General features: G+C 65.5%; 27 protein-coding genes. 6 read left to right on the top strand and 21 right to left on the bottom strand.

The features are described 5' to 3' along the window. Positions 1 to 38: 38 nt before the first annotated feature. Genes AC07DC_RS10145 through AC07DC_RS10155 form a run of 3 tightly spaced genes read right to left on the bottom strand, consistent with a single transcriptional unit; the run spans position 39 to position 2,361 of the window. Positions 39 to 926 (bottom strand): recombinase RecT, encoded by an 888-nt coding sequence (locus AC07DC_RS10145; RefSeq protein ID WP_478913652.1) that lies wholly within the window; start codon positions 924 to 926, stop codon positions 39 to 41. Next, positions 923 to 1,987: a YqaJ viral recombinase family nuclease gene (locus AC07DC_RS10150; RefSeq protein ID WP_478913654.1), complete on the bottom strand. Its 1,065-nt coding sequence runs from the start codon at positions 1,985 to 1,987 to the stop codon at positions 923 to 925. Before AC07DC_RS10150 ends, AC07DC_RS10145 begins: the two co-directional genes overlap by 4 nt. Beyond that, entirely contained in the window at positions 1,984 to 2,361 is a 378-nt protein-coding gene (locus tag AC07DC_RS10155) for a hypothetical protein (protein WP_478913656.1), read from the bottom strand. The genes AC07DC_RS10150 and AC07DC_RS10155 overlap by 4 nt, the downstream gene beginning before the upstream one ends. Positions 2,362 to 2,566: 205 nt before the next feature. Between AC07DC_RS10155 and AC07DC_RS10160 the strand changes: the two genes are divergently transcribed. Next, positions 2,567 to 2,983: a hypothetical protein gene (locus AC07DC_RS10160; RefSeq protein WP_478913658.1), complete on the top strand. Its 417-nt coding sequence runs from the start codon at positions 2,567 to 2,569 to the stop codon at positions 2,981 to 2,983. A 660-nt stretch (positions 2,984 to 3,643) separates the two neighbouring features. Here the strand turns inward: AC07DC_RS10160 and AC07DC_RS10165 are convergent. The 14 genes from AC07DC_RS10165 to AC07DC_RS10230 all read right to left on the bottom strand — a co-directional run bounded on the left by AC07DC_RS10165 (position 3,644) and on the right by AC07DC_RS10230 (position 14,140). After that, positions 3,644 to 5,011 (bottom strand): tyrosine-type recombinase/integrase, encoded by a 1,368-nt coding sequence (locus AC07DC_RS10165; protein ID WP_478913660.1) that lies wholly within the window; start codon positions 5,009 to 5,011, stop codon positions 3,644 to 3,646. A gap of 83 nt (positions 5,012 to 5,094) precedes the next feature. After that, a complete protein-coding gene (locus AC07DC_RS10170) occupies positions 5,095 to 5,292 on the bottom strand; it encodes a helix-turn-helix domain-containing protein (protein ID WP_478914098.1) in 198 nt (65 codons plus the stop codon). An 8-nt stretch (positions 5,293 to 5,300) separates the two neighbouring features. Further along, positions 5,301 to 6,506, bottom strand: a complete 1,206-nt coding sequence (locus AC07DC_RS10175; protein ID WP_478914100.1) for an AAA family ATPase — start codon at positions 6,504 to 6,506, stop codon at positions 5,301 to 5,303. After that, on the bottom strand, positions 6,464 to 6,841 hold the full coding sequence (locus AC07DC_RS10180) for a hypothetical protein (protein WP_478914128.1): 378 nt from the start codon (positions 6,839 to 6,841) through the stop codon (positions 6,464 to 6,466). Before AC07DC_RS10180 ends, AC07DC_RS10175 begins: the two co-directional genes overlap by 43 nt. Beyond that, a complete protein-coding gene (locus tag AC07DC_RS10185; protein ID WP_478913662.1) occupies positions 6,838 to 7,725 on the bottom strand; it encodes a bifunctional DNA primase/polymerase in 888 nt (295 codons plus the stop codon). The genes AC07DC_RS10180 and AC07DC_RS10185 overlap by 4 nt, the downstream gene beginning before the upstream one ends. After that, complete coding sequence (locus AC07DC_RS10190; RefSeq protein WP_478913664.1) at positions 7,722 to 8,432, bottom strand: DNA methylase; 711 nt, start codon at positions 8,430 to 8,432, stop codon at positions 7,722 to 7,724. The genes AC07DC_RS10185 and AC07DC_RS10190 overlap by 4 nt, the downstream gene beginning before the upstream one ends. A gap of 89 nt (positions 8,433 to 8,521) precedes the next feature. Next, on the bottom strand, positions 8,522 to 8,914 hold the full coding sequence (locus tag AC07DC_RS10195) for a hypothetical protein (protein WP_478913666.1): 393 nt from the start codon (positions 8,912 to 8,914) through the stop codon (positions 8,522 to 8,524). Next, positions 8,911 to 9,528 (bottom strand): hypothetical protein, encoded by a 618-nt coding sequence (locus tag AC07DC_RS10200; protein WP_478913668.1) that lies wholly within the window; start codon positions 9,526 to 9,528, stop codon positions 8,911 to 8,913. Before AC07DC_RS10200 ends, AC07DC_RS10195 begins: the two co-directional genes overlap by 4 nt. Before the next feature lie 11 nt (positions 9,529 to 9,539). Further along, positions 9,540 to 9,734 carry a hypothetical protein gene (locus AC07DC_RS10205; RefSeq protein ID WP_269284577.1) on the bottom strand — a complete coding sequence of 65 codons (195 nt, stop codon included), beginning with the start codon at positions 9,732 to 9,734 and terminating at the stop codon, positions 9,540 to 9,542. Between the two features lie 35 nt (positions 9,735 to 9,769). Further along, on the bottom strand, positions 9,770 to 10,021 hold the full coding sequence (locus AC07DC_RS10210; RefSeq protein WP_478913670.1) for a hypothetical protein: 252 nt from the start codon (positions 10,019 to 10,021) through the stop codon (positions 9,770 to 9,772). Positions 10,022 to 10,161: 140 nt separating this feature from the next. After that, complete coding sequence (locus AC07DC_RS10215; protein ID WP_478913672.1) at positions 10,162 to 12,405, bottom strand: FtsK/SpoIIIE domain-containing protein; 2,244 nt, start codon at positions 12,403 to 12,405, stop codon at positions 10,162 to 10,164. A 78-nt stretch (positions 12,406 to 12,483) separates the two neighbouring features. Beyond that, positions 12,484 to 12,864, bottom strand: a complete 381-nt coding sequence (locus tag AC07DC_RS10220) for an RRQRL motif-containing zinc-binding protein (RefSeq protein WP_478913674.1) — start codon at positions 12,862 to 12,864, stop codon at positions 12,484 to 12,486. After that, the gene (locus AC07DC_RS10225) at positions 12,864 to 13,847 is read right to left on the bottom strand and encodes a DUF2637 domain-containing protein (RefSeq protein ID WP_478913676.1); all 984 of its coding nucleotides are present in this window, start codon (positions 13,845 to 13,847) and stop codon (positions 12,864 to 12,866) included. The genes AC07DC_RS10220 and AC07DC_RS10225 overlap by 1 nt, the downstream gene beginning before the upstream one ends. Continuing rightward, a complete protein-coding gene (locus AC07DC_RS10230; RefSeq protein ID WP_478913678.1) occupies positions 13,844 to 14,140 on the bottom strand; it encodes a hypothetical protein in 297 nt (98 codons plus the stop codon). Before AC07DC_RS10230 ends, AC07DC_RS10225 begins: the two co-directional genes overlap by 4 nt. Before the next feature lie 211 nt (positions 14,141 to 14,351). On the opposite strand from AC07DC_RS10230, the gene AC07DC_RS10235 reads away from it, so the two are divergent. Further along, the gene (locus AC07DC_RS10235; RefSeq protein ID WP_478913680.1) at positions 14,352 to 14,738 is read left to right on the top strand and encodes a GntR family transcriptional regulator; all 387 of its coding nucleotides are present in this window, start codon (positions 14,352 to 14,354) and stop codon (positions 14,736 to 14,738) included. Between the two features lie 216 nt (positions 14,739 to 14,954). Here the strand turns inward: AC07DC_RS10235 and AC07DC_RS10240 are convergent, their stop codons facing one another. From AC07DC_RS10240 to AC07DC_RS10255, 4 genes are all read right to left on the bottom strand, one after another. Continuing rightward, positions 14,955 to 15,518, bottom strand: coding sequence for a flavoprotein (locus tag AC07DC_RS10240; protein WP_478913682.1), 564 nt, complete (start codon positions 15,516 to 15,518; stop codon positions 14,955 to 14,957). Then, positions 15,515 to 16,750: a helix-turn-helix domain-containing protein gene (locus tag AC07DC_RS10245; protein WP_478913684.1), complete on the bottom strand. Its 1,236-nt coding sequence runs from the start codon at positions 16,748 to 16,750 to the stop codon at positions 15,515 to 15,517. The genes AC07DC_RS10240 and AC07DC_RS10245 overlap by 4 nt, the downstream gene beginning before the upstream one ends. Before the next feature lie 199 nt (positions 16,751 to 16,949). Next, positions 16,950 to 18,098, bottom strand: coding sequence for a DUF5677 domain-containing protein (locus tag AC07DC_RS10250; RefSeq protein WP_478913686.1), 1,149 nt, complete (start codon positions 18,096 to 18,098; stop codon positions 16,950 to 16,952). 482 nt (positions 18,099 to 18,580) lie between these two features. Further along, a complete protein-coding gene (locus tag AC07DC_RS10255; protein ID WP_478913688.1) occupies positions 18,581 to 19,402 on the bottom strand; it encodes a hypothetical protein in 822 nt (273 codons plus the stop codon). A gap of 468 nt (positions 19,403 to 19,870) precedes the next feature. On the opposite strand from AC07DC_RS10255, the gene AC07DC_RS10260 reads away from it, so the two are divergent. From AC07DC_RS10260 to AC07DC_RS10275, 4 genes are all read left to right on the top strand, one after another. After that, positions 19,871 to 20,284: a DUF6941 family protein gene (locus tag AC07DC_RS10260; protein WP_478913690.1), complete on the top strand. Its 414-nt coding sequence runs from the start codon at positions 19,871 to 19,873 to the stop codon at positions 20,282 to 20,284. A gap of 4 nt (positions 20,285 to 20,288) precedes the next feature. Further along, entirely contained in the window at positions 20,289 to 20,513 is a 225-nt protein-coding gene (locus tag AC07DC_RS10265) for a DUF4258 domain-containing protein (RefSeq protein WP_478913692.1), read from the top strand. A 17-nt stretch (positions 20,514 to 20,530) separates the two neighbouring features. Next, the gene (locus AC07DC_RS10270) at positions 20,531 to 20,905 is read left to right on the top strand and encodes a DUF2283 domain-containing protein (RefSeq protein ID WP_478913694.1); all 375 of its coding nucleotides are present in this window, start codon (positions 20,531 to 20,533) and stop codon (positions 20,903 to 20,905) included. Between the two features lie 722 nt (positions 20,906 to 21,627). Beyond that, entirely contained in the window at positions 21,628 to 22,701 is a 1,074-nt protein-coding gene (locus AC07DC_RS10275; RefSeq protein ID WP_478913696.1) for a pentapeptide repeat-containing protein, read from the top strand. Positions 22,702 to 23,878 lie beyond the last annotated feature (1,177 nt).

Genomic DNA, 23,878 nt, shown 5'->3' on the forward strand with positions numbered 1-23,878 from the left:
CGGATCGGCAAACGGAGAGCCTCAGGGCGGGCGGGTGACTAGGCGGCGGTCTCGACCGGCTGCTCGCCGGCCTCGGGCCACTTCTCGGCCGCGGTGTCCGGCGCGGGGCCGGGCGGGGCCGGCGGGACGATCTCGCCCTCGATGTAGTCGCCGGGCGAGTCGAAGCCCTCCGGGGTCGCATCGCGCCGCACGGTCTCGTCGTGGGCCACGGCCCGCGCGAGCTCGGCGCTCTTGGGCAGCATCTTGAACAGTTGCCGGATCGCGGTCTTGCGGGCCATGGCGTCGTAGTCCGTTGCCCATGGGCCGAAGTCCTTGGCCTTGCTGCGCTGCCGGATGGCCTCGACGTCCTCGACGTCCAGGACGAGGAAGGTGCTGCCACCGTTCGACAGGCGCGCCACGGCGTAGTAGTCCGTGGGCCGGCCCTTGTCGCCGCCGCGGGCCGGCTTGTGGCGCAGGACCGGGGCGAGGCCGTACTCGTACTCGAACTCGTCGTTTTCGTAGACGGTGTGGGTGTCGAGGCCGGCGGCGAGGGGGTGCTGCCAAAACAGCTTGATCATGCCTTGGTAGCCGATGACGAGCTGTACCTCGTAGGCCCGTGCCTTCTTGGACCAGAACGGCAGCAGGTACGCCTCGCCCGACACCCCGCCCGGCTCCAGCCCCAGGGCCGAGCAGGTCATCAGGGCGCCGGCGAACGACTCTTGCGTGCACTCGGCGAGGTGCTCGACGCGCCGCAGTTCGGTAAGCGCGATGCGGGCGATCCGGTCGGCCCCGCCGAGGTGGGCCGGCAGGGCGCGTTCGATCTCCGGGCGCATCTGTTGAACGAACTGGGCGAGCGTCGTTACCGGCGGGCGAGGAGTGTGGACGGCGGGGGAGTGGGAGCGGGGCGCGCGCTTGGTAGCGACGCGTTCGGCGAGGTTGCTGGTCACGCTGCGGCGGCTTCCTTCGGAGTCGGGACGATCAGGCGGCGGGATCGGAACTGGCGGTAGAGGTCGGGGTGTTCAGCGGCAAGGCGATGGGTGTCGAGCGCGTCGACCGGGTGCCGGTACTGGGCGGCGAGGTCCGGGTGGGCGGCGGAGAAACGTTTCGCCGACAGGGGCCCGTTCTGCTTCCACGTGAACGCGACGGATCCCTGCACCTTCACGACTTCCGCCTCGCCGGCGGCGGCCTTGAGCCGGTTGTCGATTTCGCGCAACTCGGCCTCGACACGCGCCGTGCGCTCCGTCAGCTCGCGCCGGCGATCCAGCAGCGGCAGCACCTCGCCCGGGTCGGCGACGGTCACCGCGGCCGGCGTGACGCTGTAAAGATGACCGAGCAGTTCCTCGGTGGCCTCGGACCCGTCGACGAGCGGCGGAGTGCGGTCGAGTACTCCCTGCCAGAACTCGCCGACGAGCGCGACGAGATGCTCGATCAATCCCTCGTCCCGCTCCACCCGGTGAATCAGCAGGCGGTTCCCGCCGAGCAGCGCCGCGACGTGCGCGTGCTGGTAGCCGGTGACGGCGAGGTACCAGTGTGTTTGCAGCGCCGGCCCGTCCGGCACACCGCGCAGCCACTCGTCGAGCTGATACGCGGACCGGGTCTTGATCTCCAGCAGGCTCGACGGCTCCACCTCACCAGGGGCGAGCACGTACCGGTCGACGTTGGCGAGCATCCACCGGCGCTCCACATGCGCGAGCATGCCCGGCCCCTCGACGACACCGAGGCCGGTCCGCTCGGCGAACACGCCGGCGATCGTCGGCTCGTGGGCATGCCCCCAGAACGCTGCCTCGATCAGCTCGGGGGAGCGCGGCACGTCGCCCAGTTCACCGAGCTTGTCGAGGTACAGCTCAAGAGGAGAGGTGTACTTGCTCATCCCCAGGACGGCGGCGACATCCGAGCCACCGACGCCCGTACGGCGAGCATCGAGCCATTGATCACGCGCCAAGTTGGGCGGAGCGACGACGACGCCGGTCGGGGTAGCGGTTGCCGGCTGAGCCGGTGCCGGCGTCACTGGGCGGCCCCGATGAACCGGGCATAGACCCGGTACTCAACGCGGGCGCCTTGAGCGACTGTGCGGGCGACCGCCTCGAACGATCCTGCCGGCGCGTAAGCGGGCAGCTTGGCACCGCGAATCGCCTGCGCTGCTGACGCGGCGCGGGTGACGGTGGTCGAACGCTGCACCACGCCCCACACCCGCGGATGTGTTCGCAGCTCGTCGGCGATACGGGCGTGCTTGGTGTTCCTCTGAGTAGGCGGCGGACCGATGAACTCGACGCTGCTCACTTGCTGCTCTCTCCTCACGCTGCGGACTGCTCGGCGCGGGATCATCACGAGCTCGTCGGTCGGCACGAGCCGGGATTCGACGGTGCTCTTCGTGGTGCTCATGACCCCCATGGCTGTCCTCGAACAGGAACAAGCGTGGGCGCAGTAAGCCCGATGTGGGCGTTACGCCTGTTCCTGTTTGGGAACAGTGACAACCGTAGGGCGGGCATTCCTGCACGTCAACGAGGTTGAAGGGCGTGCACAACGGGGGTGTGGCTGCTTGAATGAGCATGTTCGCGTTATGCGACAAGAACGGAGATGGGAAGCCATGTGGGAATCCGGCGCACCGTTTGCCGACCTTGTGCGGGAAGCCCTACAGGGGACGACCTCGCGCGAGCTGGCAGAACGAGCAATCGACCCGACCACCGGCTATCAGGCCGCGCACAACACCTTGTGGAAGATCGGCCAGGGGCAATCGGTCAGGATCAGTCCCCAGCTCGTAAGGGCCGTGGCCGCGGCGATAGGCAAGTCCGAGCGCGAGGTGCAACTCGCCGCCGCTCAGCAGTACGTCGGGCTCATGGCCAGCGACCCTCTCGGTGCCAGCACGGCCGAGGCGACGATCGTCGTCGCCCACGTGCCCGGCGCCGGCCCCGAGGACATGACCAAGCTGCAAGAGCTTGTAAAGAACTGGGCAGGCGGGAACCAAGTCGCCAAGCCCGAAACTGGCGGTAACGCGGAGTCGTAAGCGCGTGACCTGCTGCTATCACCGAGGTAGTGTGGTTCGAACCCTGCATCGGACACGCGTTCGATTCTGGGTCCAGTCATGCCACGAGGGGGGCATCTTGTACCGCGTCACCCGTTCCCGACTCGACAGATCAGCGCCGGCAGCAGCCCGTGCGACTGACGAGAGCACGCACATCGTGCTCGATGACAGAGAGATCACCGCCGCCGGCGCGAGCGCCCTCGAACGCCTCTTGAACGCCATACCTTCCCCCCGCCGCGGCGGATCCAAGGGTGATACCAGGTCGCGAGAAGATCGATGCCAGGGCTGAACAAGGCGAGGGCCGCGCGGTAATCCGCGCGGCCCTCGTGGCTGGCCGGGTCTCTCAACGTCTCAGGTTCGAGTCTCCGGGTCCCTGCCGAATGCGCAGGTCAGGAAGCACGTGCAGCGTGCCCGCTGCGTGCCCATTGCGTGCCCGGATGCCCTCGGATCCACTGACATCGGCTGAACCTCGAAACGCCGATTCAGAGCTCTGACCTGGTCTAACCGTCATAGGGTGGTAGGAGACGAATCACCCTGGCACGATCCATCTTGGGCTCGTAATGCGTAGGTCTCGGGTTCGAATCCCGAAGGCGGCCCCAATAGAGAAGTCCCGGTCAGCTTGCTGACCGGGACTTTCTCGTTCTACTGGATGCGGCGGCGGCGCCGTGCACGGGCCGCCCTTGTGTCGCCTGTCTCAGTAGCGGTCTCAGTTTTCGGCTTTTCGGCCTCCCCCATCTGGAGAGACTGCGCCATCTTCAGCACCGCGGCGCGGGAGAGCGGACCGGTCGCGTGCACGTACCGCTGAGCCATGCTGAGCTGCGAATGTCCGAGGATCGCCATGATGGTCCGGATGTCCACCCCCAGCTCGTTGAGGATCGTGCCGGCGGTATGCCGACTGTCGTGCGGCCGGGCGTCCCGGAGCCCAGCCTCCTTCAGCAGGTCCTTGAACTCCTGCCAGTCGTCCCGCGGGGAGATCGGTGTCCCGTCCGGCCGCGCGAACACCACGTCGTGCTCCTCCCACATGTCGCCGGCCGCGGCCTTGTCCACCTCCTGCTGAAGCCGGTGCGCGGCAAGCAGCGGGATGAGCGGCGGCGGTAGGGGGATCGTGCGACGGCTCTTCTTCGTCTTGGGCCGCGTGAACACCAGCCCGCCATCCTTGCGCTCCGGACACACGCTGGCGTGCTTGGTGCATGTTGCGGCACAGGGAGCGGGACACCCGCGCTTGTAGTGCTTGTGCTTGGTGCAGTCGGCCGGGCACGGCTCGAATCGGTGCAGCCGGGCACCGCAGGCATGAGGGTCTGAGCAGCCATGGCGCCAGGTGAGCCGCTGAAGCTGCCAGAGCGTCTTCATGACCCCCGCTTCGAGGTCGACGTACGCCCACCGCAGACCGAGAGCTTCCCCCTGCCGGATGCCGAACCCCACACCGATCGCCCACCGCAGCGCGGTCGGCCGCTTGGCTGCGGCTTCGAGGAAGGCCCGTGCTTCGTCCTGGGTGAAGGGGTTGATCTCGTCTTCATCGACGGTCGGCGGATCAACGAGTGTGGCCACGTTCCTGCCGACCAGCTCTCTGCGCAGGGCGATTTTCAGGGCGCGCGACAGGATGCGGTGCACCTTCAGCACGTGCGAGGGCGCGTGCCCGTCGCTGAGCATGTCCGCATACATCTTGTCGAGGTGTTCAGGGCGCAGCCGGTCCAGCCGGTGCTGGCCGATGCCGGGCACGATGTCATTGCGGGTCTTGGACCAATAGTCATCGAGCGTCCGCGGCTTGAGCTTGTGGACGACGATCGTGCTCAGGTAGGTGTCCATCCACGTTGCGACGGTCGGCGCCCTACCTGCCTTGGGCGCCCGGCCGGCGTCCCGTAGCTTCTCCAGCGCTTTGACCTTGCGGGAGACCTCGGCTTCTGTCTTCGCTGCCCGGTGCCGGCGGTCCGGGCTGCCGTCGCTCTTGAGCCCCATGGTCACGCGACCGTGCCAAAGCCCGTCCGCGCCCTTGTAGATGGACGACTCCATGTTCGGCTTACGGGTACCCACGTCTTCCTCCCATGAGAAGGGCGGGCCGGGTCTGCACCCGGCCCGCCTCGTGTGTGGTGTGCCTAGCTGGGCTGCGTGGCGAGGCTTTCGACGAAGGCGACGAGGTCGCTCGCCTTGATGCGGCGCGACCGGCCGCGCTTGCACCACTTCAGTTCGCCTGCGGCCATCAGTTCGTAGATCGTGGATCGGCCGAAGCGGAGAGCTTCCGCAGCCTCTTCGGGCGTGTAGAGGAGCTGTACGACGGGCGTGGCGGTGCTCATGGGTGACGTCACGTGTTCCTCCACAGCAGATCGGGTGCACTCTCGGAACCGGACAGCCCGGACAGCTGCATTTCTTGCTGTCCGGTTAGTTCTTGCAGGTCAGGTGGGGTAACCGGACACCCGGACAGGTGGGACACCTCCGGTAGGGTGGCTGTCCGGGTCTCGGTGTCCGGGTAGTACCGCCCGCTGCCGTCCTTGGTGACCTGTCCGTCCGCGGCCATCCGCGAGCAGGTACGACGGACCGTCTCGACGTCAACGCCCGGCAGGCCAGCGGCCACGTCTTTCGGCTTCGCCCCGGGATGGGCCCGCACGAACCGCAGGATCGCGGCGCGGGTGTCGCCCACGGTGTGATCCGTGACCGGGCCGTCCAGCATGTGCCAGGACCCGGAGTCGGATTGGAACTGAAGCGCGTACTCGGCTTCGTCGACATCGCGGCCGGTCACGTGCAGGATTCCGTCCGCCTGCCCGCGGGCCCGCTTCAGCACGAGCGTGGCGTCTGCCGCGCCGGCAATGCCGTTGGTCCCAGAGACCTCCGCGAGGAAGTCCTCAGACGCCATCTTCCGGACGTGGTGCACCAGCACGAGCGCAACCCCGTAATGGTCCGCGAGCCGCTTGGCGTAGCCGACCGCGACATAGTCGGCGTCGTAGGCGGAAGCACCCTGAGGCGAGGCTCCGCGCATCTTGGCGAACACGTCGATGACGACCATGCGGGCGGTGGGATTGCGGTCCAGCCATCCGGCGATTGCCTCCACACCACCCTGTGGAAAGGGCGGGCATTCGGTGACGAGCGTCAGCCCGGGCGGCGCCGGTTCGCCCTGGAGGAGCTTGGCCATGCGGGTCTGGAGGCGGCGCGGGGTGTCCTCCAATGCGAGGTACAGCACCGGTCCGCCCTGCACGGGCAGGGAGTTCAGCGCCGTACCGCCCGCCGCGACGGACAAGCCAAGGCCTAATGACAACCAGGACTTTCCGACCTTTGGCGGACCCGCGAGCAGACTGACGCCTTCCGCGAGGATGCCGGGTACGGCCCATTTGGGCTCCGGGAAGTTCGCGGCCATGAGTTGGTCCGCGGTCCATGCGGTCCGGGGCCGTTCGCGTTTCGGCGGGGGCTCCGTCACGGGCTGCGGGTCGCTGGGGACGGAGTACAGGTGCAGCGGGGGAATCGGGTTGCCGGTCATGCTGCCTGCCTCCTCTCGGTGGGATTGCGCAGCGGGCATTGGGTGCGGTGGGCGAGGTGCTGTTCCACTACCAACCGGACGCTGTGGCGGGTGTTGGCGCGGCGCTCGAATTCGCCGCATGCGCACCATGCGTGGGCGGATACCGGGGCCGTCCAGGATTCCGGGGCCACGATGTGGATCCACGCCACCACCCACGCGGGTCCGGTGGTGGGGGTGTGCGGGTCAGGACGGACAGGCTTGAAAGGACGGCCTGCGGCCGACGACTTTCGAGCAACGACCGCCTGCCCGATGGTGGCCTTGGCCGGAGACGCGTCGGGGGGTCCGACCAGGGTGAGCTGTTGGCTTTTCAGCTCCGGGTTTTGTGGGGTGCTCATGCCGTCGTCCGGGGCTGAGCAGTGCGAATCGACCAGTTCAGAGCGCTGCGCAGGGTCGAGCGGCACTGGGAGGCCGGTAGCCCGGTGGATTCAGCGGCTACCTGAAAAGCCTCTTCGACGACGTGCCGGTCAAGGTCTCCCCAGGCCACGAAACGGCCCAGGGCCCGTGCAGCTCGGAACAACTCCGCCTCGCGCCCGCCCTCGTGAGCGGCGGCCACGGCGGCGACTTCCCGTTCCAGCACGGCTCGCGCATACCGTCCGGTCTGCTCCGGCAGGCTCACCGGAACGGGTCGCGCAGCTTTGGGAGGTAGGTACAGCGCCTTACAGATCCACTCGGGGAACGGAGCGACCGGCAGCGCGTCCATCACGCCGTAGGAGCCGTGGGGGGTGACGCTGCCAGCAGCGACCACCTGGCCTCCCCAAGCCCGGGTATCGATCTTCAAGCTCTCGCTGTGCGTGCTGCCCAGCCGGACCCCGTCCGGGGTGGTGAAGTACAGGTGTTGTCCGCCGCGCGCGGTCCGGGTCCGGTAGGTGGTGGGGACGGACCGTCCGGCGCGCTCGCAGAGCGCTTGGAAGGTCGTCACGCCGGAGGGCGTGCCCTTCGGCTCTTTCGGCTTGGGCATGTCGAGATCCACCACGACCAGCCCCGACGGGCCGGTAGCGATCCCGACGTTGAACGCGCCGGCCGCCCACGCCCGCCGGATGCGGTCGGGGTCGGTGGTGGCGCGCTGCTCCCACTTCCGATGCCCGTCCGCGCAGTCTCCGGTGCCGGGGCAGCGCGTTTCGCCGTGCAGGGCGGGCGGCTTGTCGCCGGGTCGGAGCGGGACGACGTGCCAGCCGCGTGCCGCGGCTTCCAGGGCGACGGCGAGCAAGGAGGTGCTCATGCCGCCACCGCCCCGGATGCTGCGGCGAGGAACCGCTCCCCGAGCCACTGGCCGTAGGCCGGCGGGATGGCCTCAGCGATCTCCTTGCGGACATCCGTCCAGTGAATGCCCATGGCCTGCTGCCACTCCTGAACGGTGCCCTTCCCGCCGCCCTCGCCATAGACCGCGAAGTACGGGCCCTGGTACCAAACACCGTGCCGCATCCCGGCCACCCGCCCGCGATGCGGAACGTGCTGTGGCTTGGGGGTGGACCAGCCACCCAGCTCAAGGTTCCGGTGCCGCTGGACTGCGAGGCCGAACATCTCCCCGCACAGCGTCACGTCGATCCGCATGCGCTTGGACGCCCGTCCCGGGGGCTGCTCGATGACGTACGGGCGACCGGTGCTCTCCAGAGCCTCCCGGGTGGGGGTCAGCAGGTCGGGGTACTCGAAGCCGCGGGTGGCGTTGGTGCCGGCGGTCAAGGTGCAGTCGAACTGGCACGGCGGCCCGGCGTGGATGAAGTCGAAGGCGTGACCGTGTTCGCGAATGAAGGCGATGGCGTCGCCCTGATGGAAGGCGTCACCGATGTACCGGGGCTGCGGGTGGATGTCGACGCCGGTCACGTGGAACCCGGCCCGCTGATAGCCGAGAGTGTCGCCACCAACCCCGCAGAACGCGGCTAGCAGACGGGGCATGTGGGTTCGCCGGAGGAACGCTTGATGGGTCATGCTGGAGGTCTCCTGATCTGTCTTCGGACGGGCGGGGAGAACCGCGGCGGCGGGCGACCTTGCTGGGGAGTCCCGCCGCCGCGGCGTTGCTACTGGTGCTTGTGCCAGGCCGCGTATTCCTGGCGTACGTACGGGCGATAGCTGGGATCCCACTCGATGGAATCGGGACCATGCGGGCCGGCTACGAACGTCGGGTGACGAAGGTCGAACACCACCAGCGGCCCGGCTGCCTCAACCGCGGCCGCCATCGCATCCGGAGTGGCGTCCTGCAACGCGATTCGATCCAGGAGAGCGGCCTTGCGGAGCCAAAACTCCCGGTCGTTCGCCTCCGAACCGGGCAGGTCCCATCGCCGCTCAGCAGCGCGCTCAGCAACGATGGCGAGTACTGCGTTGATCTCGCTCAGAATCCTCGGCGCCGCGGCGTAGGCCGCCGCTGGAGTCGGGGCGTCGAATCCGTGGCCTGTCTGCGGATCGATGGTCATTTCTGACCTCCTTCGATGGCAGTGATGTGGAGGGGCAGTTCAGGGAGACCGGCCCGGCTCAGAGCGATCGGGTCGAAGCCCGGCAACGCTGCGCGGGCCGTGAGCGCGGCTGCCAATGCCGTCGCGTAGGCGCCCCCTTCACGGGCGGTTTCGATCTGGGCACGAGCCCGGATGCCTTCGACGCGTTCCACGTGGGCGTGTTCCTCACTTCGAACGGCGGTGTGCCGTTCGTAGGCGAGCGCGTCGCGTCGGTCGGTGCGCCAGTAGCGGGCTGCGAGCCCGTAGGCGACGGCGGTGGCCAGTGCCCACAGCAGCAGCGGTAAGGACATTCCGTCGGCGTATCCGGCGACGCCTGCCAGGGCGAGCGCTCCGGAGGTAGCGAACGCGGTTCCCGCGATGACGCTGTCGCCGGCGCGGCCGGCTGACGCGAAGGCGCCGGCCGCTGCGGCTCCGGCTGCGAGCACGACCATCAGTGCGGCATTGCCGATGGAGTGCTGAGCGCCGTTGGCGTTCCAGACGCGGGCCAGGATCAGCACGGTGGTTGTGGCGATGGCTGGGGCCGCTTTGGGGGTGGCGATGGCGAGCCAGTGACGGGCGGTGATCTGTTCGTTCACGGCCTGCCTCCTTAGAAGTTGGTGGAGCGGATCGAGTCGATGACGTCGGCGGTCAGGTGGTTGATCGGGCCGGCCGCTCCGGTGGAGGCGAGGAAGAAGCCGAACCCGATGGCGATGAACGCGGCTCCGTAGCTGAGGGACTTGGAGCGGAGCAGGAAGAACAGGACGAGCCCGAACAGGGACACGACGGAGACGGTGACGGCCATGAGCGGAACCTCTTTCGGGTCGCTGGGCGGTGTGGTCAGCGGTTGCCTTCGCGGTAGATCCGCTGGGCACGGTTGAAGATCCAGCGGCCGATGCGTATGCGTTTGCCGGTGGTCTTGCAGCGGCGGCAACTTTTGCCGCGCTGGGGCCGTCCCTTGCGGTCGGTCTTGATCGAGTAGCCGAAGCCGTTGCACTTGCGGCAGCGGCCGAACGGGGTGCCCGCGCACATCGCCGCGTAACAGAGCGTGATGGCGAACAGGCAGGCGATAGCAGCGGCAATGGGGGTCACTAGAGCCCTCCCAGGGCGGCTTTCGGGGTTTCCGCAGGTGGGGTGCTATGCGCTAGATCGCAGATGAGACCCGAGATGGGGTGCTAGCGGGGGTGCTACCGGTAGCAGGTCACCCCGCTACCGGTAGCGGTCGAACGGGCCTACGCCGCGCCCGCCTTTCCGTCACGCTCCGCGATTGCCTGGATGACGTCGGCGCGGACGATGCCGCGGCGCGTGGTGCGGGTTCCGTCGTCGGTCGTGCCGGCGATTCCCTGGGTCTTGATGCCGTGCGGCTTGAGGGCGCTGGTGACATTCTCGCCCTTCCAGCCGCGGTAGACCTCCGGCCGCAACTCCTCCAGCCGGGCGGCGATCCGCTCGTTCCACACGCGCTCCTCGCTCGCGGGGAGAACGGCCACGACGTCGGCGAGTAGGTCGTACGTCGGGCCTGCGGCGGTCTCGCTCGCTTCTCCCAGCGCGTGCCCGGACAGGGTCCCAACGGCCTTGCGCAGCGCGAGCGCACGCTGAGCGATTGCGTCGGTCGCCGGGCCGTTCAGGTACGCGGTGCGCACCACGGACGGCGTGGTGCCGGCTCCGGCGAGGTAGCCGTTCCCTGCGTCGATCTCCGGCCGGAAGGCCGTGGCGCGCACCCCGTTCTTGTACGCGGACGTGCCGAGAATCATGTCGTTCTCGGTCTGACCTGCGACTTTGAGGCAGAACCGGATGGAGACGTTGCCGCTGATCCCGGTCGGCAGCGACTCCTTGTCGGGCCGCTGAGTGGCCAGCACCAGCATCACGCCGAGCGCGCGTCCGAGCTTGATGATGAACTCGGCGTCCTCGCCTGCCTGCTTGCCGTACTTGGCGTGCGCGAACAGGTTCTGGCACTCGTCAAAGACTGCCATCAGCGGCCACAACTTCAGTGCCCGCTTGTCGGCGATCTCCCGGGTGATGCGCTTGTCCGGGCACAGGTCCCGCGGCAGCTTCTTGATGGCCGCGGCCCGCCGCATGACCTCCTTGCGCAGCAGAGCCAGAGACTCGGCCGCGTAGGCGACGGCTTCGTCATGGATGCCGGAGACGAAGCGGTGCGAGACGCATTCGAGGGAGTCGAGGTCACCGGTGCCCTTGTTCTCGTGCAGCCACAGTTCCACGCTCGGATCCATCGCCGCACCGCAGGCCAGGACCCGTACGGCGCTGGTCTTGCCCTGCCCGGGGAGCGATCCCACCAGCACGTTGTGCTGGATCATCGGCACCGACTGAGCCCGCCCGCGCGGGTCCACCCCGAACGGGACACGACGGAAGACGTCGTGCCGCTTGGCATCAGCCAGCGCCCACCGCACGTCGCCCATCTTGGACAGGTCCCGGTCTCCCACCCACAGAACGAGCCGTCCCTCGTGCTCGTTCGGGTCGGCGTCGGGCCACACGCAGCCCAGCGGGCGACGGAGCCCGGAGGCGAGGCGTGAGCGCCGGTCGGCGACGTCGGCGACCGTCACGCCGAGCGGCAGGTCGATGTCCGCCCGCCAGCCCAGACCATCGCGGGTGATCGGGGCAACGAACTTGATGCCGTCCCCGCCCTTGGCGACTGCGGAAGAGATCTGGCCGATGCCGATGGAGGCCATGGCCTTGACGACCATGTCGCCGGTCAGCTTCTGCACCTCAGGCTTGATGACGGCCCGGGATGACAGCGGCGCATCGGCCGGCGCCCCTGCCCATCCGAAGCCAAGGATCGCCAGCGCGGCCGCGATGAACTGCGTCATCGGTGCCGCCCTGTAGACGAGGTACAGCCCTGCGAGCAGCGCGGAGAGCGAGCCGAGAACGGTGAGAAGCATCCGCAGACGTACCCGGCGGTCCCGCTGTCGGGACAGCTTCAGGTATAGCTCGGAGTTTTCGCGCCGTGCCTCGGCCTGCCGCAGCGGGTCTCCCTCCGCATCGACCGACCAGCGGGCCACCCGGGACAGGGTGGTGAGCAGCCCGCGCGGGGCGCGGATCACGAGCTTGGGCACGTACGTCGTCAGCGTGCGGACCGCGTGATAGCGGGCGGTGTGCCAGAAGTGCCCGACGAACCAGCGCATCGCGTCCCGGAACTCCGGGGCCGACTTCATCCACGGCGCGACGATCGCGAGCCGCTTGGAGTTCTTGATCTGATCCAGCAGTCCCGGGCCCGACGCCGCGGGTGCGGTCATGTCGACCAGCGTCGGACGGGAGTTGCCCGACGCGTCGGCGTCCGGGTCGGTCGACTGCGGCGGCGTGGAGTTGCCTCCCTCGTCGGGCGACCGGTCGGGCTTGGCGTCGGTCGAATCCGCGCGGGCAGAGCGCGCCTTGTCCAGATCGACTACGTCGCCGTGGGAGTCGGCGTTCATCTCGGCTTCCAGCCGGTTGAAGAGTTCGTTCTCGTCATCGGGGTGCTTCACTGGTTTTCCTTCCAGTGCGAGGGATGACGGGCCCGACCGACGCTGTGAGAGGTGAGCGGTCGGGCCCTGTCGTTGGCGTTACGCGGCGCGCTGTTCCTCGGGGTAGGCGCAGGTCACGCACGTCCCCAGCGATATGGGGATGACGTATCCGGCGTCGGCGTGGCACTGCGGGCAAGTGCGGCGGGCGGTCATCGCCTTGGCGAGCGCAGCCCGCTTCGCCGGCGTCATCGGCCGGACAGGCTTGGCGTCAGCGATCGCGTACAGGTAGGCCACCAACGGCCCGCGGCGATAGCGCGGGAGCATCACTTGCGCCCGGACGGGTTGTCCTCCGGGCCGTAGGCCCAGGGCACGTAACTGGCGTCGGGTGGCCATACCGTCGGGGGCGAGTCGCCACGGGTAGGTCGGTATCCCATGCGTCGCCCCGTGCGGGTCGTAGCACTTGCCGACGATCCAGGACATCAGGCTGCCGCCTCAGCAGAGGCGTCCCCGTCGACCGGGTGCAGGCGCCGGCCGTCGGCTCGATCGGTCAGCAGCGCATCCCGCAGGATCCGGGAGTTGGCTGCCGAGCAGTGCAGCGTGGTGCGGATCGATTCGGCGTTGATCGCGTCATCCAGCCATCCGGCCGTCGTTTCCCGCGCCTCGGCCAGCAGCTCGGCCGGTGTGCGAGATGCCTTGGGCGCCTTCGCCCTCGCCTTCCCGCTGCGCTTGCGCGCCGGCTTGGGGGCCGGCGCCTGCGGCAGTTCGGGTACCGGCGGAACGACCGGTGGCAGGACCTCGGCCGCGGGGACCAACTCCCCCAGCTTGAGGAGCACGCGCTCCCGCCGCGGGGTACGCGAGCGCCACCGCCGACCGTGCCGCTCTCGCAGCTCCGCACGGGCGAGGAGGCGTTCCCGCTCCCGTCCCAGCACCTCGGAGTAGGAGGTGATCTCCCACAACGTCATCCGACGCCAGAGCGCAAAGGTGGACAGTGGCGCGAGCAGCCAGCGGGAGCGGCGGATCTTCTCCATGCGCTGGCCCGTCACCGCTCCGATACGCGAGGCGTACACGTGAGCGGCGACCTCGGACAGGACCACCCACAACAGCGGCATCGTGCCGTGCGCGATCTTCGCCGACAGGGAGTGCCCGGCGGCCACGTTCAACCAGCACGTCACCGCGGTCAACGCCCACGGTACGAACCGCACCCAACCCAAGGGCATGTCCGTACGGATCAGCAGCAGAAACGCCGCGGTGAACACCGGGATCGCAACGTCGATACCGACCGGCAGCATCCACGGGGACGCGAACCCCCAGCGAGCGCCGGCGCCGGAGACCGCCTCGAACGAGGAGGCCAACCCCAGCCCGCCCACTCCGGCCGCGAGCACGGCGACCACGCCTAACAGCCACGTCTCGGACCCCGTGAGGGGCGGAACCGTGGGCCGCACGGTCTCGGGTGCGGTCGTCATGCCGCCACCCCGTTTCGCCGCGCCTGCCGGCGACGGTCCTGGTTGCTGGCGAGTGGGACGACGTTGAAGAGCTCCGGGGCGTACGCCTCGATCGCCTCCGCGGCGATCTGGCTCACGCGGTCGGGAAGGTCGGGATCGTCCGCGAGGATGTCGCGGGCCGCGGCCAGCCGGGCCGCTCGTTCCATCTCGGCCTCGCCCTCAACACCAAGCCACAGTTCGACCGGTGTACCAAGGGCCAGTTCCACGAAGTCGGTGTCACTAACGGCCTGGTGGCCGCCGATATATGAACGCATGGGGCTCTCCTGAAGACGAAGGAACAGGGAGAACCCGGCGGCAGGCGACCTTGCTGGGGGAGTCCTGCCGCACGGGCAAGTACAGGCGCGCATCATTTCTTGATCCAGATTGACCTAGGCTCATCTGTGGACATGAAGCTACTCAGGTCGATCCGGATCGTCAAGACAGGGCGGAGGATGAAATTGACCTAGCCCAGTTACGCTCGGACGCATGGAGAAGAGCCCCGGCACACCGCGCCCCACGGCCAAAGACATCGCCGCAGACATTCGACGATTGCTCGTGCGCGGAGACCTCGGCCCCGGCGACCAACTGCCGGCAGCCCGCGAACTGGCGAAGAAGTACGGGGTGACCATCGTCAAGGTGCAGAACGCCTACCGAGAGCTTGGAGACGAAGGCCTCGTGTTCTCCGAGGTAGGACGCGGCACCTTCGTGGTCGATCCCTCTCGGCCCGTCGATGGCGCGCAGCGCGATGGATCCGCATTCCTCACGCTCGCCACTGAGATCAGCGCTATGCACGAGACGATCCGTCTTCTTGGAGAGCGCCTTGAGCGCCTTGAGCAGATCGTTGACTCAGACGGTTCAGCACGAGCTCGGTGACAACATCGGCTCGATGAACCAGCCGCTCCGTCTCCATCCGCGCCTTGTTGAGGCTCGCTCTGATCAGGGCGCACTGAGCGGGCGTGAGGCCCGCTTCGCCGCAGTTCCGTTCGAACGTCTCTGACATGTGGAACAGCCTGAGCTGGAGAACGACGATGGACCCGGACAGAGTGTCCGGGTCCATCGTCGCTGCAGGTCAACCGTGTTGACGGAACGTCATTTCGTCGCTTGCTCCACTGCGTCCAGGACTGCGCTCCACGGGAGCTCCCTCCCGGCAGGTGCATCGCGAGGTTCGTACAGCGGCCACACGTCCGCTCCGTAGACGAGGTGAACCTCCGCCTCCCTCAGCACGTCGAGGTGCCGCCGCCACATCGGATGTCGCGCATGCGCAGCGTTCACCCGAGGAAAGACGACGACCGGCAGGCCGAGCGTCCCAATGGCCTCGCCCACCTGGGTCAGCGCCTGATTGTCCGCGATGCCTGCCGCGATCTTGGCGACCGTATTGGCGCTGGCAGGGGCAACGGCGTAGCAGTCAACGAGCGGATGCGGGCGGGCCTCTCCCGGGAACCGTGGTGCATCCCGTACTGGCAGCCCAGTCAGCCTCTCCAGTCGCTCCGCTTCGCCGTTCTGGCGCAGCCAAGCACCCGCGGTAGGCGTCAACGTCACGGCCACCTGCCAGCCGCGCTCGATCGCCGGCTCAACCAGCCCTGTGCGGAGTGCTTCCACTCCGCCTGCGGCCGAACCCACTACGCCGAGAACGCCACGCTTTCCTGTGCTCACTGCACCGCCCTGCACCGTTGGGCCATCACGAACACTTCCGACGAGCGAGAGCCCGCAGTCACGGGAGACTGCTTGGTCAAGTCCCGCAGCGTCTCGCGCACCCTTGGATTGTTGCGTACCAGCTGCGGCGAGGTCCGTTCCGCCTTGCGCAGCTCCGCGAAGGCATCGTCACCATGCCCCGCGAGGGACAGAGCCCGCGCGAAGTCGATCCGGTGGGAGACGCTGCGCTCCTGCGGCATGTGATCAACGTTGATCCGCCCTTTTTCCACAACGTACGAGACGTTGTCGAGATCCAACTCCACGGACAGCCGGTGCAGGATCACGTTCGTCGGGCCAAAGCCGGTCTGCCAGTAGTTCTCATCCGAGCCCAGATCGTCCGCAAGCTCCTCGGCTCGGTCCAAGAGGCGAGTGGCAGTGGGCCGGTCCTGATGCCGCGCCGCAGCGACTGCGGCGCGCAGATGGATCATGCCGAGCAGGCTTAACGCCGCTGGGTCGTTCTCCCCCACACGAGGCGCCAACCAATTTGCAGTTGCATCGCCCAACGACATCGCCGCTTCGTACCGACCGTTCGCCAACAGGGCATGCGTCCCAGATCGTGCAGCAGACGCAAGGACCAAGGGATCGTCGGAGGCATCGGCCGCTTGCATGGCGCGCTCCGCAGCAAGCCAGGAGATGTCCGACTCGCCGATCTTCGCGAGGGTTGTCGCAGCAAGGTGGTGTGTCCGCGCCGATACCGCCCAGCAGTCGTGCCGGTCTTCCTCACGACGTGCAGCCCGGTCCTCCAGTTCCTGAGCAGCCAGGAGGAGCACGGGAAGGGCAGCGAGCACGCTCCCGAGACGACCGCCCTGGTAGTCGCTCCATGCCTTCTCAACACGGACCGCGGCCGGCGCGGGTGTCGGGAGTTGAGCATCCACCTCCGGCCCGAACAGCAGACGCGAGAGCCGCCGCGGGCTCATCAGCGCATCACGTACAGCAGGCACGTCGTCCTGCTGCTTCTCGTCTTCCACGAGCATCGACTGACCCACGAGGTCCCCAAGCGGAACCCGCAGGATGCGCGCGAGCTCCGCGAGCATGTCGATCCGCGGCGGCCGGCGCCGCCCAGACTCCGCCTTCGCCAACCAGTCCGTACTACGTCCCACCAGCCCGGCAAGCACTTCTTGCGTGTACCCGCGGCGCTTCCGGTAGAACGCGATCCGTTCGCCGATGCTGAGGTGATCTCCAAGGCCACGCATGGGTGTTGCCTCCCGCTGCCGAGTAGGGCGTCTCTCACGGTACCGACGTCACGATGAATGGGCAGCCGGTCTCAGCTCTCATCCAGACAGTCAGGGTGCGGCGCTAAACAGCCAAGGCCCCGGACATTTCGTCCGGGTCCGATGGGATCATCTCTTCATGTTGAGGCTCCTCAACGAACCACCAGGGGGTACGCCCTACCTACGCTCCCGATCCCAGATGTTCTTCGAGGCCAGACGCCTTAATTCGCTGCAAGATCTGCTGCTCATCTAGATCGATTTCGGACTGCACATCATCAAACGCACTAACGCAGGTATCGCGGAGTTCCACGAGTGCTTTCAAAAATACAACGGTTTCGATGTCAGCCTCATCAGGAGTGCCGTGCAGCATCAAGGAGCAGGTCACTTGCAGTAGAGAACTGAGCGCCATCTGAGCTGGGTCGGAAAGTCCTACGTTGGTCTTCCCTGAATCCCTGAACAGTATTCCGCGATACTCCGCAAAATTCCGCGCAAGCCCCCTCGCTCCGCAATGAACTTCACTACTTGCCCATTGGTAATGAGGCCGTACATGACTTAGTGAGGCCCGCTCCTCCAGGGCGCGCAGATTAGCAGCGGGTACCAACTTTTTGACCCATCCATAATCCCCCTTGAAGTCAGAACCATACTTAGAAATGACTTCGGAATATCGCCCTTCGAGCTCGTCGAGAAATTTCTGTTCCAGAGGTTCTTCGCCGAGAACAACGTGATCAAGCTGAAACTGGCGCGCATCGCGCACCAATGCGACGATCTCGTGGTCGAGGAATCGCTCAGCCAAATCGCTGTGATCCGGGTCGCCTACAGCCTCGCCGATAATGCAAGAAATAATGGCAGTCTCGTGCAAGGTTCGACATCGGGCCAGAGCGCCCTTGGGATGTCCATGGGAAAGAAGGGTGAATACTTCTCCGCTAATTCGACAAGCACTAGCGTGAAGGCCCGTGAGGACTTCCAGTGTATACGCCTGGGAATCAGAGAGTGGATCCCGTTCCTTATTCGCCTTCATTTCTCCCATCTCATGACAGACCGACTGAGTCAGTATGTAGAGATCAAGGGCTCGGCGCCACCGCTTCTGAAGGCGCCGGTTGAACTTTTCGTCTGTCTTTTTAGATATGCGCAAGGATTTCTTATTTTTAGTCAACTGGGCCGCCAGCAGCGGGCTAGTCTTCTCAACGACTTCGGGAATCGCCTTTGCGATCACCTCCCCTATTTGTTCGGGATCAGCACCATCGTTCACGGCAGAAATTGCCGATTCAAGAATCATGTTCGTCAGGAAACCATCATCGATGTCGGACGACCTGCTGAAGAACTTGCGCATGGATGTCCCCCTACGGCTATTTGATTGGACCTTAACGGTACAACGGCGCCAGCGCACAGGGATTTTGGGAAGTTTCACCACTGAGATCACTTCAGGGCTCTCCGTTGTGAAGCGAACCCATGAGATCCCACCCATGTTCCAGCTGCCCGGGCTTCGGAATATACCCTTGACCTGCAACGACTCGGCAGAAGGGCCAGTACAAACTGTCGCAGTTGTCCAGTTACAGAGGACGGCGCCACACGACGCCGGGCCTTGTGGCAAGGCCTGCCAGTGGATCTTTGGCGCGGAAGGTAGCTTCCCGTCCCTGTCCCATGCGGCACAGAGTGCCAGAGCCCCATGGACCTCGTCGCACCAGCCTTCTCCGGAAGCGTGATTAGCCAACTGCTCGGCGCATAGCCTGGGTCCAGATCCAGCAAACGATTGGATTCGTTGCGGAGTCGTTGGGCTAGTTTTTATCTGACTCGAATCAAATGGACATCATCCTAAATATCCCCCTCCGAACCTGGCGAAGGTGTCGGGCTCTGCGAAGGATCCGTCACCATCATCACTGCAGTCGCCTCTTCGATCGCTGGAGAACTTATTATGTTAATGAGCAATGCCTGAATAAGAACGTCATTTGCCTGGCGAATACGGAGCTGACCGCGGCGTAGGAGTGCTGCGGACGCCAGAAGACCAAGCAGAAACAACGGACTCATCTGGAGTGAAAGGCATACCCAGAGCGCGCTTGTTGCGATCGATACGTTGATTCGCAGATCGGATTCTGCTGCCAGACGATCATGATCCTCGTAGAGTTCGATATTAGCCGCATGCAGTCGAGTTCTGAGCTGATCAAGCTCCGATATTACCCTTTGTGACAACATCGCAGATCTTGTGCGCACATGAAGTGGACGAAGGGATTCAGGGTCCCTCTCGACGGAAGGATAGAAAATTCCTTCTGCAGCGAAAACGAGCTGATCAAATACGGATTCAGTGAGGCGATGGCATTCGATTATCCTGAGAAGGGATTTATGAGTGCTTGACCTGATGACTTTTTCACAGGCTATATCAATTTTGGAAAGAACGGCACTATTCGAAGAAACTTGCAACACGCTGCCGACCAGATAGGCTGCAAAAATAGCTGATGCGCTCACTGCTGGCGGCCCAACCTGATCGGCGAGTTCATAGAGTCTTTTGACTAGTCCAACAGCTCCGTCACGGGACGGTAGTTTATCTCCGCAGAGAACCCATATCGAGAGAAGCCACAGGATTCCAGTGGCAAGCGGAGTGCGTAGTTCGCGGAAACCAGGCAGCAGATTTGTCAGCACGTAGCAATTATCCCGCTTTGGCGTCGAACTTGGAGGCAAAATACCAGACTGGGCCTCCTGAAGTTGAGGAAAGTTCCTCTGCAACGGCGGAACCGCTGAAACATCGTGGCCAGCTCCGGAGCTAAGGTGTCCCAGCTGTCCGGCTGTCCGGTTACCCCAGCTGACCTGCGAAGACGACCCGGACAGTCAAGAGGCAAGCTGTCCGGGGTGTCCGGTTGCAGACGGCCTGTAGCACCCCATGGTGTTGCAGCCCCGCATTGACGCCGGTCCTGGTAAGGCTCTAGTGCCCGGAGGAGACTCCAACGGGCCGGCGCTCAACCGGACAACCCACAGCCGCCAGAGACCATCACCGAGCACCCACTCAAGGATCACTAACCTTTTGAGTGCTTAAGTGGGCGTTGGGCCAGCATCGCCCTTGATTCTCTGAAACCATCACTCGTGGCCACCCGGCTCGGAGGGGAGCAGGCAGTGCCTGAGCTCGACTTTATGATCGTTTGTGACTATGTCCGAGTTGACCAGGGCTTGGTGCATCTAGTTGGGGGCGGGGTGCAGCGCCTTACTGTTCCCGCCGTGCCCACCGTTGCCCCCCTTGGCATCGCAATCCGGCTCTTTATGGCCCCGGAGGAGCAGGACAGGCTGCATCACGGCATCCTGCGAGTACTGAACGCCGGTGGAGTCACGGTGCAGCAGACCGGCTTCGAGTTCATGACTGCCACGACGTCCGAAGTTGAGCAGAACGTACCCATGGCTGCCATCTTGCCTGTGAACGGGCCGTGGGCCTTCCCGGAGTACGGCGTCTACAGCATTGAGCTTTTGATTGACGACACCAGTCTCAAGACCGTGACGCTTGAGGTCGTTGCGCCACTGTCCGACGGGCAGTGACTGTATGCCTCTAAATCTGAATTTGTCCCAGCATGCAGAGCAGCGCCTGGTCCAACGGGGGATCACGCGAGACGACATCGTCTCTGCGCTGACCAGGCAAACCAAGACCACGCCGGGACAACCTGGGAGCCTCTGGGTTCACGGTTACGCGTCCGGCGGTAGGATTTTGAAGGTATGCGTGTCTGCAACTGATCGTGAGCTTGTGATCACTGCTGCGTGGCCTAACTAGATGGTGAGGGATGCGACATGATCGAACTAAGTTTCGATCTCGATGCCGACGCGCTCTACGTCCAGATCAGCAAGCAGCCGGTGGCCAGCTCGATCGAGATCGATCAAGGCACCCTTGTTGACATCGATGCAGAGGGGCTCGTCACGGGGATCGAAGTACTGGTCCCTGCCCGCCAGTGGCCCCTGGAGGACATCCTCTCGCGCTTCGAGCTCTCCAACGAAGCTGAGGCGCTACTCCGAAAAGTGCACCCCATGCCTTCAGCTCAAAGCAATCTGACTCCTGCGGCAACTGGTGGAGGGCAGGTCGTCTCTTTCTCCGACCGACGGCCCCGGAACATCCGCACGTCGGCACGTGGATCCGCCCCGGCTCTCGTGCCTGCCCGACATGCATGACATAGGCATCGCAGAGTGCCCCCTTTCCGGACGAGTCTCATTTCTAGTCTTGATTGACACCGAATCCGGCACGGTCCGAGTTGGTCCGTCCAGCAAGGCTTCGCCGCTCTATCTGCAGTCAAGTGCTCGGCGCACTGCGTCGGGCTGCCCCTGAACGAGATCACCCCCTCGGTCTCGGGCACGCATCCCAAAAGCTGGGGCGATGTGATGCGTCCCAGCTGTCCGGTTACCCCACTTGACCTGCGGAAACTAACCGGACAGCAAAAAGCGGAGCTGTCCGCGCTGTCCGGTTACGGAGGGCTGTAACACCAGGGCGTGTTACAGCCGGTCGGCGAAGCCGGCTCTAGTGGGTCGTAGGCGCCGGAGGCGGCCTCATCTCCACCCCTGCGCGCGACTGAGTGTCTAACTGAGGTACTACGGGCCCGTACTGAGCCGGACAACCGCGGACGCTCAGGGACTATCCCGCAGTTCAGGTGCCCCATGCGGACAGGTCGAACGGATGCTCGAATTGCTTCGGGATCATGCGTCCGGGCTGGTTTGGCGGCGTTCGAACACGCGAGTGGCGGACTCCCCTGTTGTGCGGTGCGATGAGAGAGATGACATGGACGCTGGGCACTGGACGGCTGCGTCGCATCGCGCATCGGGGAGATGTGCGGCGTGGCCAACGCAGTGGCCGCCAGGCAACTGGACCCAGGGGGACCAGTCGAGCCCCCTGGGGACTGGTGGCGGCAAGCCTGCCAGGGCTGGCTGCATTGCTCGCGCTGCTGTTCACCTGGATGCAGGTAACGCAGACCAGCAAGGAGCTCGGGATCAGCGAGCAGGGTCAGATCACCAGCCGGTTCAACGCCGCGATCAACAACCTGGGGTCGAATTCCTTGGACGTACGTCTCGGGGGGATCTACGCACTGAAGCGGATCATGGACGACTCCGCCCGCGACCATCCCACTGTCGTCTCGGTTCTGTCCGCCTACATACGTCTCCACGCCCATGTTGAGGCCAGTGCCGCAGATAAGGCGCAGTCTGTGCCTGAGGGGCCCCCGCCGTCTGCCGACATCCAGGCGGTGATGACCGTGTTGGGCAACCGCCGCCCCGACCGCGACCAGGGATTGCCGATCGATCTCAGCAGCACCGCACTACGTGGGTTGAAACTCACCGGCAATCCAAACCAGATCCACTTCCCCGGAACGGACCTGACAGAAGCAGATCTCGCCGGCGCCTCTCTCTACAACGTGGACCTCCGGGAGGCATCTCTGGCCGCGGCGAATCTCTCGGGGGCACAGATCTCGGAATCGCGGCTCGACGGCGCGTCTCTGGCGGGGACAGACCTCGCAGACGCACTCCTGACGGACTCGCACCTCAACGGAGCGGACCTGTCCGCAGCAAACCTGAAAGGCACGATCTTCTGCACAGAGCAGGGTGCCACGAACGACTGCGCCGACTTGACCCGCGCGATCCTGATCGATACGAACTTGACCGAGGCAAGCCTCTCCGACGTGAACCTCGCCGGCGCAACCTTCTGCCCTGACGCGGACGCCGCCTACTACGCCGGGGAGAAATGCGCGAATCTGGCTCGCTCGGAACTCAGCGACGCCAATCTCAAGGGTGCGTACCTCTCGGGGGCAAGCCTCACCGGGGCCAACCTCTCCGGCGCGAACCTCACCGGGGCCAACCTCTCCCGCGCTGACCTCACCGGCGCTGACCTCTCCGGGGCAGATCTCACTGGGGCCAAGGTCGCTGGAGCAAAGTTCAAGGGGGCCAATCTAGAGGGGGTGCGCGGGATGCCGCCGTCCTCGTGACACCGCCCACGGCAAGTGTCCCAGCTGTCCGGGTGTCCGGTTACCCCACTTGACCTGCAGAAACTCACCGGACAGCAAAGAGGGGAGCTGTCCGGGCTGTCCGGTTACGCAGGGCTGCAACACCAGCGCGTGTTACAGCCAGTCGGCGAAGCCGGCTGGTGCGTCGACGGCGCCGGAGGCGGCTTCCTCTCCGTCCCTGCGCGCGACTGAGTGTCTAACTGAGGTACTACGGGTCCGTACTGAGCCGGACAACCACGGACGGTCGGGGACTGTCCCCGCAGGTCAGCAGCCACATACAGGCTGTTCGAACGGGCGCTCGAATTGCTTCGGGAGCAAGCAGCCTAGGAGTACAGCGGGGGGATGATCACGCCTGGAAAAAGAGGCGGCTGATTCAACGCATCCACCACTTGTTGCGGACTGACGTGTTGTTGCGGACTGACGTGACCCTCACGCGGGAAGCGGTACGTCTAGGGGCGGGACATTGGGGGGTTGATGATGGATCAAGTACTGATTTGGTTGCTGCTGGCAGTTGCGGGCGCTGCCGTCCAGCGGATCAGCGACTTCGTCTTTGGCGAGTCGATTGAGAAGCTCGTGTACTCGCTGCTTGTCCGGCGGCGCACGGCCGAGGTCTCTCTCGCTGGCCGGTGGCACAGCTCCTTCGAGTGGATCTCTGATGACGACGGACGAACTCTCACCGACCGCCAGACTCTCCGCGCGTCACAGCGTGGCAGGCGAGTGGCGATGAAAGATCCAGGCGGCCCCGACCGATCACGCCTACGCCTGCAGGGGACAGTGACGTCTGGAGGCGTGTTCTCCGGAGAGTGGGAGGAGTGGACCATATCGGGACGCCACTATCGCGGTGTCTTCCAGTTCCTCCTGGCACGGACCGGGAGTGAGATGCGCGGGCAATGGGTTGGGTTCAATCGATATGACACCGTCCAGAACGGGAGTTGGGTCCTCAGCAGGGCTTGACTGCACGGCGTCGACGGTCCGGTGCGGGGGCAAATAGGGGCTAAGCGGAGCAACTGCGTCAGTAGCCGTCCCGGACGGTGATGGACAGCGCCGGAGCCGAATAAGCAGGTCAAGGGCGCCGGAGGCGGGTCACGAAAGTGCTGAGTGCATTTGGGAAGGACCACGGGTTCAAACCCGGGCAGCCTTGACCGAGCGCCGGCTGTAC

It is taken from the genome of Streptomyces sp. NPDC045021, from assembly GCF_056432645.1.